This window comes from Clostridium pasteurianum DSM 525 = ATCC 6013 (assembly GCF_000807255.1).
Taxonomy (GTDB): Bacteria; Bacillota; Clostridia; order Clostridiales; family Clostridiaceae; genus Clostridium_I; species Clostridium_I pasteurianum.
Genome location: NZ_CP009268.1, coordinates 479,617 through 494,693 on the forward strand (window position 1 = coordinate 479,617; position 15,077 = coordinate 494,693).

At 27.8% G+C, this 15,077-nt stretch carries 20 protein-coding genes; 15 read left to right on the top strand and 5 right to left on the bottom strand.

Annotated features, from left to right (window positions below; all coding sequences use genetic code 11):
• The first annotated feature begins 215 nt into the window (after positions 1-215).
• Entirely contained in the window at positions 216-1,025 is an 810-nt protein-coding gene (locus CLPA_RS02185; RefSeq protein ID WP_004455126.1) for a HesA/MoeB/ThiF family protein, read from the top strand.
• Positions 1,026-1,145: 120 nt separating this feature from the next.
• Here CLPA_RS02185 and CLPA_RS02190 read toward each other — a convergent pair whose 3' ends face one another.
• Positions 1,146-2,084 (bottom strand): thermonuclease family protein, encoded by a 939-nt coding sequence (locus CLPA_RS02190; protein WP_004455127.1) that lies wholly within the window; start codon positions 2,082-2,084, stop codon positions 1,146-1,148.
• Positions 2,085-2,380: 296 nt separating this feature from the next.
• Here CLPA_RS02190 and CLPA_RS02195 point away from each other — a divergent pair, with 296 nt between their 5' ends.
• Positions 2,381-3,010 (top strand): DUF5105 domain-containing protein, encoded by a 630-nt coding sequence (locus CLPA_RS02195; protein ID WP_004455128.1) that lies wholly within the window; start codon positions 2,381-2,383, stop codon positions 3,008-3,010.
• 278 nt (positions 3,011-3,288) lie between these two features.
• On the opposite strand, the gene dcd is transcribed toward CLPA_RS02195, so the two are convergent.
• Positions 3,289-3,807 carry a dCTP deaminase gene (dcd, locus tag CLPA_RS02200; RefSeq protein ID WP_004455130.1) on the bottom strand — a complete coding sequence of 173 codons (519 nt, stop codon included), beginning with the start codon at positions 3,805-3,807 and terminating at the stop codon, positions 3,289-3,291.
• A gap of 186 nt (positions 3,808-3,993) precedes the next feature.
• On the opposite strand from dcd, the gene CLPA_RS02205 reads away from it, so the two are divergent.
• Positions 3,994-4,179, top strand: a complete 186-nt coding sequence (locus tag CLPA_RS02205; protein ID WP_004455132.1) for a hypothetical protein — start codon at positions 3,994-3,996, stop codon at positions 4,177-4,179.
• A 102-nt stretch (positions 4,180-4,281) separates the two neighbouring features.
• On the opposite strand, the gene CLPA_RS02210 is transcribed toward CLPA_RS02205, so the two are convergent.
• Complete coding sequence (locus tag CLPA_RS02210) at positions 4,282-4,458, bottom strand: H-type small acid-soluble spore protein (RefSeq protein WP_004455134.1); 177 nt, start codon at positions 4,456-4,458, stop codon at positions 4,282-4,284.
• A gap of 145 nt (positions 4,459-4,603) precedes the next feature.
• On the opposite strand from CLPA_RS02210, the gene CLPA_RS02215 reads away from it, so the two are divergent.
• From CLPA_RS02215 to CLPA_RS21325, 7 genes are all read left to right on the top strand, one after another.
• Complete coding sequence (locus CLPA_RS02215) at positions 4,604-4,789, top strand: hypothetical protein (protein WP_004455136.1); 186 nt, start codon at positions 4,604-4,606, stop codon at positions 4,787-4,789.
• A 268-nt stretch (positions 4,790-5,057) separates the two neighbouring features.
• On the top strand, positions 5,058-5,432 hold the full coding sequence (locus CLPA_RS02225) for a GntR family transcriptional regulator (RefSeq protein ID WP_004455140.1): 375 nt from the start codon (positions 5,058-5,060) through the stop codon (positions 5,430-5,432).
• A gap of 93 nt (positions 5,433-5,525) precedes the next feature.
• Positions 5,526-6,386, top strand: coding sequence for an ABC transporter ATP-binding protein (locus CLPA_RS02230; protein WP_004455141.1), 861 nt, complete (start codon positions 5,526-5,528; stop codon positions 6,384-6,386).
• Complete coding sequence (locus CLPA_RS02235) at positions 6,386-7,048, top strand: ABC-2 transporter permease (protein ID WP_004455142.1); 663 nt, start codon at positions 6,386-6,388, stop codon at positions 7,046-7,048. The genes CLPA_RS02230 and CLPA_RS02235 overlap by 1 nt, the downstream gene beginning before the upstream one ends.
• A 209-nt stretch (positions 7,049-7,257) precedes the next feature.
• Positions 7,258-8,550 (top strand): RNA-binding domain-containing protein, encoded by a 1,293-nt coding sequence (locus CLPA_RS02240; protein WP_004455143.1) that lies wholly within the window; start codon positions 7,258-7,260, stop codon positions 8,548-8,550.
• A gap of 97 nt (positions 8,551-8,647) precedes the next feature.
• Entirely contained in the window at positions 8,648-9,412 is a 765-nt protein-coding gene (locus CLPA_RS02245) for a MerR family transcriptional regulator (RefSeq protein ID WP_004455144.1), read from the top strand.
• A 163-nt stretch (positions 9,413-9,575) separates the two neighbouring features.
• Complete coding sequence (locus tag CLPA_RS21325; RefSeq protein ID WP_004455145.1) at positions 9,576-9,719, top strand: hypothetical protein; 144 nt, start codon at positions 9,576-9,578, stop codon at positions 9,717-9,719.
• An 884-nt stretch (positions 9,720-10,603) separates the two neighbouring features.
• Here the strand turns inward: CLPA_RS21325 and CLPA_RS02250 are convergent.
• Complete coding sequence (locus CLPA_RS02250) at positions 10,604-11,779, bottom strand: macrolide family glycosyltransferase (protein ID WP_004455146.1); 1,176 nt, start codon at positions 11,777-11,779, stop codon at positions 10,604-10,606.
• A gap of 337 nt (positions 11,780-12,116) precedes the next feature.
• Between CLPA_RS02250 and CLPA_RS02255 the strand changes: the two genes are divergently transcribed.
• Positions 12,117-12,851: a LytR/AlgR family response regulator transcription factor gene (locus CLPA_RS02255; RefSeq protein ID WP_004455147.1), complete on the top strand. Its 735-nt coding sequence runs from the start codon at positions 12,117-12,119 to the stop codon at positions 12,849-12,851.
• A 13-nt stretch (positions 12,852-12,864) separates the two neighbouring features.
• The gene (locus CLPA_RS02260) at positions 12,865-14,184 is read left to right on the top strand and encodes a sensor histidine kinase (RefSeq protein WP_236900371.1); all 1,320 of its coding nucleotides are present in this window, start codon (positions 12,865-12,867) and stop codon (positions 14,182-14,184) included.
• On the opposite strand, the gene CLPA_RS20670 is transcribed toward CLPA_RS02260, so the two are convergent.
• Positions 14,181-14,324: a cyclic lactone autoinducer peptide gene (locus CLPA_RS20670; protein WP_087946535.1), complete on the bottom strand. Its 144-nt coding sequence runs from the start codon at positions 14,322-14,324 to the stop codon at positions 14,181-14,183. The two genes, CLPA_RS02260 and CLPA_RS20670, sit on opposite strands and share 4 nt — an antisense overlap.
• Positions 14,325-14,468: 144 nt before the next feature.
• Here CLPA_RS20670 and CLPA_RS21825 point away from each other — a divergent pair, with 144 nt between their 5' ends.
• Genes CLPA_RS21825 through CLPA_RS21005 form a run of 3 tightly spaced genes read left to right on the top strand, consistent with a single transcriptional unit; the run spans position 14,469 to position 15,022 of the window.
• On the top strand, positions 14,469-14,603 hold the full coding sequence (locus tag CLPA_RS21825; protein WP_004455151.1) for a hypothetical protein: 135 nt from the start codon (positions 14,469-14,471) through the stop codon (positions 14,601-14,603).
• 17 nt (positions 14,604-14,620) lie between these two features.
• Positions 14,621-14,860, top strand: a complete 240-nt coding sequence (locus CLPA_RS22040; protein ID WP_076719208.1) for an accessory gene regulator B family protein — start codon at positions 14,621-14,623, stop codon at positions 14,858-14,860.
• A gap of 9 nt (positions 14,861-14,869) precedes the next feature.
• A complete protein-coding gene (locus CLPA_RS21005) occupies positions 14,870-15,022 on the top strand; it encodes a hypothetical protein (protein ID WP_155760346.1) in 153 nt (50 codons plus the stop codon).
• Positions 15,023-15,077: the final 55 nt, after the last annotated feature.

The window sequence follows — 15,077 nt, forward strand, 5'->3', positions numbered from 1 at the left end:
ATTTTTTTATCCCATCTGAGTTTTAGAACTGCAAATGCATGGCTTACTTGGCGTCGAACTCCCACTTGAAGAAAAGCAGAGAACCAAAATCTTCTTTTCGATTTTGTGTGAGGGCTGTACAGAGTGCGTTGGAGACTTACGCCAAGTTAGTCAGGTGAAAGTTTATTTTGAAGATAAATTTAAAATAAGGTCTTACTGATTAGGGGGTGTGATTTTTGGAGTTTAGTGAAGAGCAGATACAGAGATATTCCAGAAATATTATTTTATCTCAGGTAGGTGCCGAAGGGCAGGAAAAATTGTTAAACTCAAAAGTACTTATAATGGGAGCTGGAGGACTTGGTTCTCCTGTAGCCATGTATCTTGCATCAGCAGGAGTTGGTACTATAGGATTAGTAGATGGAGACGTGGTAGATCTTTCCAATCTTCAAAGGCAGATTATACATTCTGCAGAAGATGTAGGCAGGGCAAAGGTTCAATCTGCAAAAGAAAGTATTAATAAGGTGAATCCTGATATTAATGTAATTACATACAATACAATTTTATCTTCAGAGAACATAATGCAGATTATAGAGGATCAGGATTATGATTTTATAATTGATGCTACAGATAATTTTCCAACTAAATTTTTGATTAATGACGCCTGTGTTTTAGCTAAAAAACCTCTTTGTTCTGCTGGGGTAATAGAGTTCCATGGACAGCTTACTACCTATATACCGGATAATGATACACCTTGTTTTAGGTGTATATTTCAATCACCACCTCCTGCAGGTACAATTCCTACCTGCTGTGAGGCAGGTGTCCTGGGAGCAGTAGTTGGAGTAATAGGAAATCTCCAGGCGTTAGAAGCTTTAAAGTATCTGCTTGAGATAGAAGAAAACCTGGCAGGATATCTTTTGACCTTTGATGGCATAACTATGGAATTCAGGAAAATACAGATAGGTAAAAACAGCAAATGTGGTGTCTGTGGTGATAAGCCTGAAATAAAAGATCTTATAGATTATGAAAGAAGCTATTGTAATCTGTAAGTGAGTTTATATTGTACACAGAGAATGCTGTAAATATAGAGTTCTAGATATCTAAGATAGGGATATCTAGAACTCTATTATCAGTGATAGTACATAATAATAGGGATTTTTGGGGGTTATCTATCTCTTAGATTTTCTATATCCGGCAGCTTGTGCTTCCTGTTCTGTGTTGAACCATTGCTCAGCATTTGTCTTATCATAGAATTGTCCTCCAGGTACATGATAGATTTTTTCACCCTTGGAATTAATATTTCCCTTTATAAGTCCCTTTGAACTTTTAGTTTCATTGGAGCTGCTAGGGTAAGAAGTATTAATTGAGGAGTCTTCATTCTTTGAGCTAGTGCTGAAGGAGCTTGTACTATTTGATTTATTGCTGGAACTGCTTAAATTATTATTAGAATTGGAAAGAGCATCTCCCTTAGTAGTTCCATTAGGGTCTATAGTCCATAATCCCTTTTTTGCATTTCTTGCATCCATATTGTATTTAGTAAAATAATCTCTGTATTTTACATCTGGAGGATAGGTAGAAACTTGAGCGTATCCATTTTCAACTAATATGGCATTGAACATTTTAGTTTTTATCTCTGAATCAGTTATTTCTTTTGGCACATCAATCCATACATATCTAAGTAGTCTCCCATACTGATCTGTTTCGGAAACATCTTTTTCAAGGTATACTGTTTTACCTGTAAGACTGCTTTTAGTATAATTGCTTGCTTCTTTTCCATAGGGTTCTGTTCGTGTGGTGGATTCAGGGCTGTTTACTCCTATTAATCTTATCTTAGTACCTTCTGAAAGTTCCACCGTATCTCCATCAACTACTCTTGATATCTTAGCTTCTTTAAGGTTGAGTTTTGATATAGAAGCTGACTTTTCCTGTGAACTTAAAGCATTTTTGGAAGCTGAATTGTTTTCGATATTTTGTGTTGAAAGATTAGAACTGCTGTTTTCAGGTGCATTGGCACTAACCTTTTCACCAGAACATCCACTGATGAACAAGAAACATATTAATAAAATTACTACAAGTGCAGTGTTGTTAATTTTACTTTTAAAATTCATTGTTTTCCTCCTAAGTTTATTTCAAATTTTATATAATTGTTAAATATATGGTATAATATATGAATATTAATAAAATTTGGATGTTCTATATAGTTGTTTTATATTTATTTTAAAATATAGATTTAAAAAAGTAAATATAAGCACTTGTAGTAACTATTAAAATAAAAATCAATCTATATATTCAATATACAATTATATTGCATTTATAAATAAGTGTTTATATATGTAAATGTAGAAAACTATAAATATATTTTAATATAATTAGCTTAAATTATATTATATGAGGGGGAAATATAATGCAAAAAATTAAAAAGTTTAGTGTGATATTGCTGCTTATAGCATTATCATCATTAATGTTGATTTCATGTGAAAAGGAAAAAGCAACTCCACAAGAAAGTGCTAAGATATTTTTAGATGTTACCTTTAAAAATGATAAAACTAATATTGACAAAATAGGATTGACAGAAAAGGATTACGCTTCCTTTAGAAAAGAAATAGAAGATGGAATTATGCAAGGTATAGCCGAAGGAAATACTGATAGCAGTATTATAACTGATGAAATTAAAAATAATTTAAAAGCTGATTTTATCAAAGGATTTAGCAAAATAGATTATAAAGTAAATACTATATCAACAGATAAAGATACAGCAGAAGTTGAAGTTAAAGTAAGAGGTTTTGATATGAAAAAAATAATTGATAATTCCATGGCAAAAATGAAAGAAGAAGTTAATAAGAATCCATCAATGACAGAAAAACAAATATACCAATCTGCATTCAAGATGATTGGAGAAGATATTGCAAAGGGTACACTAGTGCAAGAACCAAAATCTGTGAAACTAACCTTAACTAAAAAAGACAATGTTTGGCTTCCAGAATCAGAGACAAATTATTCAGATGATATGTTATCTGCAATTATGTCTGAATAGATATTATTATGAAAAATAAAATTTTTCATAATAATTATGTTTATTCAAAAATTGTTTATTAATAGTTCACCATATTATATTACAAACTTCATAAAAATGAAAAAGATTTTTAATAATTATAAATTATTATGATAGAGTACAAAATTACCTACTGGGAAAAGTAATGGTAGAAATACCAGTGCTTTTCCCTTATATAAGAGTTTTTTATGAATATATCTTCTTTATTATTATTTTCATCTACAATATTCATATGTCTTTACTCTTCTTCTATCATATTTTTACTCAAAATCTTTATAGAGCAAACTAGGTTGTATATCTTTGTTGCATTGATATTTATTACTAGAGTATTTATCATATTCTCCCTCTATAGAATGATAATATATCTGACATATATCAACATTTGCATATATCCTTATAGGTTGAATACAATGTATTTCTAATGTCCAGTATCCATTAAATCCCACATCTCCAAACCCTGCTGTTACATGTATAAATAATCCTAGTCTTCCTACTGAAGATCTGCCTTCCAGCATGGGAACATACTTATCTGTTTTTGTATATTCCACTGTTCTTCCTAAATAAAGTTTGTTGGGTTCCAATACTATACCTTCTGGTGGAATGACAATTTTTTTGACTTTATTTTCCTTCTTCATATCTAAAATTGACTCGTCATATACAAGTAATTCATTATTTAATCTCAAATTATAACTATTAGGATTAATCCTTTTTTCGTCAAAAGGTTCTATTATAATTTCTTTGCCTAATTTATTTTTTATTTCTTTTCCAGATAGTATCATTTTAATTTCCTTCTTTCCTTAAAGCTTAAATTGTTACTTCATTAATATTTATTATACAAGTATTTGCATATATAAAATTATAAATTATATGTGAATTCCATAGTAGCCTCCAATTCCCTGTAATAGCTTTTTCAAAATTACATAAAAATAATAATATCACTTAAAGAAAAGAGGAGATTTTATAATATGGCAAATAAAAAAAGTAAAGGTAAATTCTCTGTATCAGAGGGACGAGAAGCAGCAGCTAAATTTAACCTGGAAGCTGCAGAAGGAGTGGGAATTTCAACTAAAGGAAGACGTAAAGAGGATGTTACTTCAGAACAGAAAAATCCAGTTGGCAAAATTAAAAATCCCGGTAAAAATAGAAAATGATTTTTATACAATGTCAATAAATCTATAGTATAAATTAATATAAAAATAAAAACACCGTAAAATTCAGATTTTTTGAATAATACGGTGTTTTTTAGAAGATATTTAATTTTCACTTAATTCAGCAGCATTTACTGTAAAATGCTTATCTGTATTTAAATCTTTAATTTGGATTTCATTAGTTCCTTCATTGATACTTTCTATCCAAACAGGATTACCTTTATAATTTACATCAATTACTCCTAAGGATTCAACTATTTCATTAGCTTTTTTTATATCCATGTATTTTTTCTCCTCTCAATGATGGCTTTAATATATTTATTTTGCCCTGAAAATATAAAAAAATTACTGCCTTCAATTTCCTGTAATAGCTTTGTGAAAATTACATAAATATAATAATACTATTTAAGAAAAGGGGATTTTAAAGATGGTAAATAAGAAAAGTAAAAATAAATTTTCTGTATCAGAGGGAAGAGAAGCTTCTGCTAAATTCAAACTGGAAGCTGCTGAAGGAGTGGGCATTCCAGTTAGTGGAAATAATAAAGAGAATGTTACTCCTGAACAAAAAAATTCAGTTGAAATAATCAAAAACTCTGGAAAAAATAGAATATAATCTTTATACAAAGTTAAAATGTTAAATTTTAAAAAAATGCTCAATAAGAAGGGATTTCTAATGGAAGTTCCTTCTTTTTTGATTTTAACTCTTATTTTCAAGTCCTATATTCTGAATGCATATATAGTTGTAAATGGAAGCTATAATAATAAAATGAAATTAAATTCAATAATATATAGTTATATATCATTGACAAGAATAATTAATGTGTTTATACTGTATATAAACGTATATATACAGTATAAACTTTGCAAAGGGAGCAGTACTTATGAATATAATTATTTCTAATGCATCTAAAGAACCCATATATGAACAAATTACAAGACAGATAAAGGACAATATAATAAACGGAATTCTTTATCAAGGTGAACTTCTTCCGTCTATAAGGAGTCTTGCTAAGGAGCTTAAAATAAGTGTAATAACTACTAAGAGAGCTTATGAAGAATTAGAGAGAGAAGGTTTTATAGAAACTGTACCAGGAAAGGGTTCTTATGTTTCCGCACAAAACAAAGAATTTTTAAAGGAAAAAAAGATTAAATCTATTGAAGAAAAATTGTCTCAAGCCATAGAAGACAGCCGTCTTATAGGTCTTACTAAAGAAGAACTAAAGGAAATGCTGGACATTCTATACGATAATATTTGAACCTATATGATAAATAACAGATTTCAGCTTTATAAGTGAAAACATAAATTCTAACCAAGTAATATTTATTCACAAAGCTAATGGAGGTAAGTTATGGATACTATTTTAGAAATTAAAGATTTGACTAAGATTTATAAGGGATTTAAATTGGATAAAGTAAGCTTCAAACTTTCAAAAGGTTATATTATGGGACTTATAGGGCCTAATGGTGCAGGAAAGAGTACAACCATAAAACTTATAATGAATCTCATAAGAAAAAACTCTGGAGACATAAAGATTTTCGGAATGGACAATATAGAAAATGAAAGGGAAATAAAACAGAGAATAGGTTTCGTATATGATGAAAACTGTTTTTATGAGGATTTGACTGTAATGGAAATGAAGAGAGTGATTGCCCCCTTTTATAAACAGTGGGATAATAAAGTTTTTGATAAATATATATCTAAATTTGAACTTCCTAAAAATAAAAAGATAAAACAGCTTTCTAAGGGAATGAGAATGAAGTATTCACTGGCCATTGCACTTTCTCATAATGCAGAATTTATAATAATGGATGAGCCTACCTCAGGACTGGACCCTGTTTTTAGAAGTGAAATGATTGATATACTGTATTCGGTAATTCAGGATGAAAATAAGGGAATATTATTTTCTACACATATTACAACAGATTTACAAAAGGCAGCGGATTATATTACATTTTTAAATTCAGGTAAGGTAGTATTTTCAGATGATAAGGACAGTATTATTGAAAATTATAGTATTATTAAGGGCAATAATGGAATTTTAGATAAAGCTATAAGAGATAAATTTATAGGAATAGATGAAAATGCCTTTGGATTTGAGGGATTAACTAATAATACTGAGGATATTAGAAAATTATTGAAGGATAAGGTGTTAATTGAAAGAGCAAGTCTAGATGATATTATGGTTTATACAGTCAGGGGGAATGAGTAATGGTAAATCTTATTTTAAAGGACATATTAGTTCAAAAGAAACCTTTTGTATTCTTTATAGTATTTGCTGTAATAATGAACTCCTTATATTCACATATGGATGCTTCCTATGTAAATGTAATATTTATTATGTTGCCAGTTATGATTATCATAGGCTGTGTAACTAATATGAGTATAAAAGATGAGAAAGCTGAAAATATGATAAACAGTCTTCCTGTAAAGAGAATTGATATAATTTTGGCTAAGTATTTGTCTGTATTTATATTTATATTCATAGCTTCCATTATAATTTTTGTTAGTTCCTCTGCAATGAATTTTATGGGAATTATTCATCTTGAAAGATTGATGAATTTTAAGGATGTAGAGATATGTGCAATAATAACAATATTTATAAGCTCTTTGTATTTTCCAATAAATTTTAAATTGGGATATACAAATTCAAGATATATACTTATGAGCTTGTACATGTGTATATTTTTTATACCATTAGCTATTGAAAAACTAATAGGAGATAAAGTAAAAGTTACTCCAGAATTTATTGTCTATATAAATAATGCTCCCAATTGGCAGATTGTCTCATTTGTTATTTGCATATTAGCTATAGTAATGATAGTATCTTTTTTTATATCCTACTTTCTATATAAAAATAAAGATTTAGCCTAAAAATTTTAATAAAAACCCGTTGACATTGACGCTGCGTAAAGGTGTAAGTATTCTGATGACGACCATCTATAATAATTCACTACTGTATTTTCTACAATGATTCTTAAAAGATAATAGATTAATTAATCGAATAATATCGATTAATAGATTAAAATTCATGTTGAAAATAGATCGATTAATCTATATAATCAAATAGAGAAGGTGATGGTATGTTTGAATTAAAGGAAACTGAAAACGTTGAATTTAAAAGGGAATTAAATGAATCAATAAAAAAAGAATTAATTGCATTTGCTAACACTTATGGTGGTGAAATTTATATTGGTATAGATGATGATGGAAAAATTATAGGATTGGATAATGCAAAACAAGATTTAGAAGCAGTAAGTAACATCATAAGAGATTCAATAAAACCAGATTTGGCACTTATTACATCAGTGAAAATAGTGATAATTGAAGCTAAGGAAATTATTAAGATAGAAGTTTTAAAAGGAACTAAGCGGCCTTATCATTTGATATCAAAGGGGCTAAAACCGTCAGGAGTATTTGTAAGGCATGGTATTACATCCGCACCAGCTACTGAAGATTCAATACGACAAATGATAATTGAAAGTGATGGAGTTATTTTCGAAAATACTAGATGTATAAATCAAGAATTAACTTTTGATTATGCAAGAAAGGTTTTTAACGAAAAACAAATTGGGTTTGAAAAATCTAATCAAAGGACTCTAGGTATAATTAATGAAGATGGATATTATACAAATTTAGGACTTTTATTTTCAGATCAATGTCAACATTCAATAAAATGTGCTCTTTATGATGGAGATACAAAATTGGAATTTAGGGATAGAAAGGAATTTGCAGGTTCTATACTTAATCAATTAGATGAGGCTTATGAATATATAAGTCTTCAAAATAAGGTTGAAAGCGACTTTAAAGGCCTTAATAGAGTTGATAGAGAGGATTATCCATATTATGCAATAAGAGAAGCATTGATAAATGCAGTAGTTCATCGAGATTATGGATTTAGTGGAAGTACTTTAATTCATATCTTTGAAGACAGAATTGAGTTTGTTTCTGTTGGTGGACTTGTAGCAGGACTTACATTAGAGGATATAATGCTTGGAATATCAGAAAGTAGAAACAAAAATCTTGCAGCTTGTTTTTATAGATTAAAACTTATAGAAAGTTATGGAACTGGCATTCAAAGAATATATGAGAGCTATTCAAAATATAAGGTAGAGCCAGAATTTAAAATATCTCAAAATGCTTTTGTTGTAATTTTACCGAATGTTAATTATAAAACGAACTTAGAAGACAATGATGAAGAGGTATTAAAAATAATCACAAATAGAGGTAAGGCTAGCCGAAAAGATATAGAGATTGAACTTAAACTAAGTAAATCTACCACAACTTTAATACTTAACAGATTAATAAAAGAAGGAAAAATTCAGCAGGAAGGTAAAGCAAGAAATATAAAGTATCATATAAAAAATAAATTATAATCTTCATAGTAAAGATCTAGCCTAAAAATTTTAATAAAAACCCATTGACATTGACGCTGCGTAAAGGTATATATTTATGTTGTCAGGAGGTGCTGGTATGGAATATACGGTACAAAAGTTTGCTAAAATAGCGGGAGTAAGCTCAAGGACATTACGATATTATGATGAGTTTGGAATTCTTAAGCCGGCAAGAATCAATTCCTCAGGGTATCGTATTTATGGGAAAGAACAAGTAGACAGACTTCAGCAGATACTCTTTTACAGGGAACTTGGAGTAAGTCTTTCAGACATTAAAAATATTGTGACTTCACCCTCCTTTGATGCAAATACAGCTCTAAGAGAGCATAGAGAAAGACTTCTGGCAAAAAGAGAGCAATTGGATCTTTTAATTGCAAATGTTGATAAAACCATAGCCGCAGCAGAGGAGGGCATTACAATGTCTGATAAAGAAAAATTTGAAGGTTTTAAAGATAAGCTGATTGAAGATAATGAGAAAAAATATGGTAAAGAAATTAGAGAAAAGTATGGTGATAAAAGAGTTGATGAGTCAAATAATGTATTCAAGAATATGACAAAACAGCAATATGATGAGTTTGAGAAACTTGGAGAGGATATATTAAGAACTTTAAAAGAAGCTTTTACTACTGGTAATCCATCAGGAGAATTGGCACAAAAAACCGCAGAGCTTCATCGCAAATGGATAACTTTTGCCTGGGGAAGCTACAATAAAGAAGCCCATGTAGGACTTGCTCAAATGTACGTGGATGATAAGAGATTTACAGCCTACTATGATAAAGAGCAGCCAGGAGCAGCAGAATTTTTAAGGGATGCTATTTTCATTTATACGGGTATGAAAAAATAATTAAATTTCTTTTAAATTCAATAAAGTTATTTTCAGTTTTTAAAGTTTTAATACTTATAAAGTTTATATTGGAATTAGTGAATTTCAACTAAAGGTGGTTATACTAAAATGTAGGTATAATTCAATTAATTATTTTGCATACTAGCTATTAGAGGTGATAATTTTGGTGAATAAGCATAAGGTAAAGAATAATCAGTATGAAAGATTGGGTATAAGGAAAAATATTAATGGAGATTTTGAATATATTGATCCTTCTGAAAAAAATAAATCTAAGTATGAATCCATTAAAAAGTATACAAGACCCTAGAGGTTATGAAATTTTGATAACACTTTAATTTAAACATAAAAGCCATAGCTATATTTATTTTAAATAAACAGTTGACAATTATAAACGTTTACATTATAATGAAGACATAAAGAAGATATAAAAAGATTTTAAATAACAGAAGGATGTTAATCCTATTATTTATTTAAAAATCTTAATCTAAAAATAAGTAATCTAGCTTAAAGCTTAAAAACTTTAAGAAGGAGAGATAAACTTATTAGTAGAGCAAAAACTTCTTTATAAAGCAATCCTGACTCATAAAAACTAAAACAATAATAAGGTAGTAATATTAGAGAATTAGTAAATCCAAAAATCTACTAACAGAAAACTTATAAATAGCAAAAGTAAATAATTAAATATTTATAAAGGTAAGTTATAAGTATACTGGTAATAGAGGTATTGAACGTTTGATTTAATAGAATGTTCAAGAAACCAAAAACATTTAGTAATATTAAACTATAGTAAATATAAAATAGAATAATATTTACTAATGTTAAAAGTATTAGAGTTAAATATAATTGTAAAGATATGTATATAGATTAGTACACTATATTAATTAATTATTTTATTGATCAATATATATGTATCGAGGAAGATTGTATTTAAAGGAAATCAAAAGTTAAAATTTTTTATAGTGTAATACACATTATAAAAACAATGAGAAGAAGGGTGATGGATATTCAAATAGAATCAGATTGTTCTAATGAGTCAGGAGTTGTTTAGCCACCAATTAGTTTATATTTAATGCATAACTAATTGGTGGTTTGATTTTTTTGTAAAACAGTATATTGTATAACTTTTCCTTCTTATTATTTTTTACATTATTTATAATGAATATATATAATTGTCTAAATTAGACTAAAATTCTAAGAGGAAGCGGCTTTGTAAGCAAATTGATCTTCATAAATATATTTTTCTATTTCATCTGCTGCTTTCATATATCCGCCTGATGATAGCATTTCTTCACGCATTTTGGTCATATTGGTTTTATAGGTGGAGTCCTTTAAAACCCTCATTGTCCTTTCCTTTAAATTGTCAGCAGTAACATGTTTTTTATCAATCATTTCACCTAAGCCAAGTTGTACCATGCGATTTGCTACAATTGGCTGATCAGCCCTTTGTGGAATTCCAATGATTGGAACAGCATAATACATAGCTTCATTGGCACTGTTCATACCGCAGTGGGTAACAAATAAATCTGCATGTTCTAATACTGCCACCTGTGGAACAAAAGGATATACATAGAAATTATTGGGGATTGTACCCAAATCTTCAATGTCTATTTGTTTACCAATGGACATAATTACGGAAACATCAGTGTTTTTAAAGGCTCCTATGCAAGTTTTAAAGAATTTAAGAGAATTTGTAGATACAGTTCCCAAGGATATATAGATAATTTTTGATTTCATTTTATCAAAGGGAATATCACTATCTTGTATACGGCCTCCCACGGAAGGTCCTATGAACACAAAGTGCTTTTCATCAAAATCTTCATTATGGATTTGAAATTGTCTAGAGGTATAAACAATATTTAAATCAGGATTGTGATCAATTAATTCATACATCAAATCAGTATGTCTCAATTTTTTATCTTTAATTAAAACTATTGAAAGTAATTTTCTCAATAATTTGATTTCCATGATTTTATGCAAGAAGCTTTTGCCTTTGGCAAAATCATCTGTAATTTTATTATTTAAAGCAAAGGTAGAGGTAAGACAAACCGTTTTGATGCCTAATTCTTCGCCTAGCTTGGCACCAAAGAAAAAGCCCATTTCATAAATAATGCAGTCAAAGTTCTTCCCAATTTCCAAGGCTTTGTAGTAGATGGTTGACATAACAGTGAAAATTCTTTTGAAGAGTTTTTTGTCATTTTGTACTTCATAAGTTATAATTTTTGCTCCTGTAGAAGCTATTTTTTCTCGAAATTCTTCATTAATGAGGTAGGTAACATCATGTCCTCTCTTTACCAATTCTTTAGTAAGAGCAATAGTAGGATTTATATGACCATGCATTGGGATGTTGAGAATTAAAATTTTTGACATTTTACAAACTCCTTTCTGATGAAAATAGTTCTTGTTAAATATAGCTTATATTTTAAAGTTATATCATCGAGAAATTATCCTCTAGTTAAAGGTAGAAGTCAACAGAGTGAATATTTCTTTATAAAAATTTAATAATATAATACATTTTATTAAAACAACGTAGAATAAGAGTGATGGATATTAAAATAGAATTAGGTTGTTTTAATGCAATAGGAAGCACTGTTTAACCAGCTTTAGCTTATATTTAATATAATTCGACTAAAAAGTTGCAATAATTTGTATAATTTACTATAATAATGTTTGTTAACAAATTTTTAAATTTACTAGGTGGTGAAAAATGCTTAATATTATAATTTGTGAAGATAATAAGGTTCAACTAAGACAAATTCAAGACATTATAGAATATGAGTTAACAAATCTGAAAATAGATTCTTCTATTGATTTAGCTACGAGTAATCCTAAAGATGTAATTGATTATTTAAGGAAAAATAAAGAAAAGTGTTTCATTTATTTTTTAGATGTAGATTTAAAGGCTGACATGAATGGTATAGAACTTGCAAAGAATATCAGAAAATATGACCTTAGAGGATATATAGTATTTGTAACCTCTCATGTAGAATCCTCATTTTTAACCTTCAAGTATAAGGTACAAGCCTTTGATTATATTTTAAAAATGGATGATGATATTCTTAGAAAAGATATATCAGAATGCTTATTTCAAGCTTATAATAACTATAAAAGAATTACTTCTGAGGAAAGAAAGACCATAGCAATAAAATATAATAATAAAGTTACCAATTTTTACATGGATGAAATATTATTCTTTGAGACCATGGAAATAGATCATAAGCTTAAAATGCATACTGAAAAGGGTATTTTTGAATTCTATGGTAAATTAAAAGATATAGAAGATGAGATGCCTTCAAATTATTATAGAAGTCATAGATCATATTTGGTAAATACAAGTAAAATTAGATCGGTAGATGCAAGAGAATGTATTATATATATGATAAATGGAGATAGCTGTCTTGTTTCAAAACGTTATTTAAAAGGGTTGAAAGCATATGTATAATATAATTTTTAATATGGCATATGTACTTGTTGTATCTATAAATATTGGGATTATTATAAATAATATTATAATTTCTAAATTTGATTTAAAACATATTGTAGGTGTGATTGCATTTAGCTTTAGTACACTTTATTTACTACTTATTTATAAAGAAGATGAATTTTCAACACCAGTTTTGACAATTGTTCTAATAATATATTTGTATATAATTATTAGAAGTTTGATTTATTCAATATTTGTTTCTGTTGTTACCCAGATAATAATCGCTTTAAGTGATGCATTTACTGGAATGATTTTTATGGATATTTTTAAATTTGATTACTCAGAAATATTAAGTAATAAGATTATATATTTATTTGCTGCAGTCAGTATTCTTCTAATGTCAACTATTATAAGTAAATTATTAAATATATTTTTTAGAAAAATAAAATATAATAATTTTTTTAACAAAAACAATAAAAATTTATTTCTTTTAGTACTATCATTAATTATGGTTTTAACATCCATATATTTATCACTAATTTTGTTTAGATATTTATTTCAAACTTATACTAGATTAGTTGCTATAGTAAATTTTTCTATTATTAGTATTTTTATTATATTAGTAATTATAATTAATTATTTGAGTGCAAGAAATTATAGGTATAAATTAGAAAATAAATATAAAGATGAGGAACTAAAGAGTCTTAATGAATATACATATATGATTGAAAATCAATCTGATGATTTGAGAAAATTTAAGCATGATTATACAAATATAATAAAGATAATAGGTTATTACATTGAACTGGATGATATAAATAAACTGAAAAATTTTTATAGAGAGGAATTACTGCCTGAAAGTGAAGAAATTATGGTTAAAGACATCTCCTTTACAAAACTTCACTATATAAAAATAAATCCAATAAAAGTGTTTATATCATCTAAAATTAATATTGCTGAGAAAAGAAATATAAAGGTTAATATTGAAGTTGAAGAAGCTATAAATGAGATATATATAGGTATAATAGATTTATGTAGAATTCTTGGTATACTATTTGACAATGCTATTGAAGCAGCAGAATTATGTGAAAATAAATTTATTGAATTAGCAATCATAAAGGATGATACTAATATTACTTTTATAATAAATAATTCTTGTCTGGAAAATACTCCACCTGTGTATAAATTATATAAAAAGAACTTCTCAACTAAAGGAATAAACAGGGGAGTTGGTTTAAAATCTGCTATGAGTATTATAAATACAAATTATAGTAATATATCTTTAAATACCAGTATGGAAAATTGTGTTTTTAAGCAAGAACTTATAATTTGTAATTTTAAGAATGCTTAGTCTATTTTATATAAGGATTTAGGCATTTTACACTCACTAAAGGACCATAAAATACACATAGAAGATGAAGTAGAAGCTATTCCTATAGCTATTGTACAAACTAATAGAGATAATTTGTGTGCAATTTTAGAACTTTTCATAATATTATCACTCCATTTAATAAAGATAATGTTTTCCGTAATTAATTATATGGCACTAAATATACATATTTCTATAAAATATCGTAAAATATTAGTTTTTTGCCTTAAAAGGTCAATATTAATTAAACTTAGAGGAGTATTTTAATGAATTTAGATGAAAAGATAAGTAAAAAATGTATAGAAATAATAAAAAACAATGTAGACAAGTCAGAAGAGGAATTTGAAAAAATTCAATATGGAATTCAAGTCATAATAATAAATTTATTATCTTATTTTTAACTGCATATTTTTTAGGTATGCTTAATTATTGTATAGTAGCAGTGGTATCTTTTGGTATACTTAGAACCTTTGCTAGTGGAGTTCATACTGGATCAAATATAAAATGTATTCTTATGAATTATATAATATTTTTAGGAAATATATTTTTAAGTTTGAGGTTTTCATTAAGGGGCTGTCGCACTAAAAAAATTAGTGCGACAGTTTTTTTGCATAAAAAAATAAATCTCCCACTCGGAAGAGTGAAAGATCTATTGTAAAATTAATATATGACCAAACACATTAATTTACATAAAAATTATACTTCAAATCGTGGAAATTATCAATTAAAACTTCCATTAAATATTGATTACATGATTCTAGATAATGATTCGGTGCGTTTGCTAAGTCAGTTTGTAGAGGAGATCTCTCTGACCCCATAATAACCTTCGACAAAATCTAACGAGCATGGTAGTATAAAAATACACAGTGGAGGTT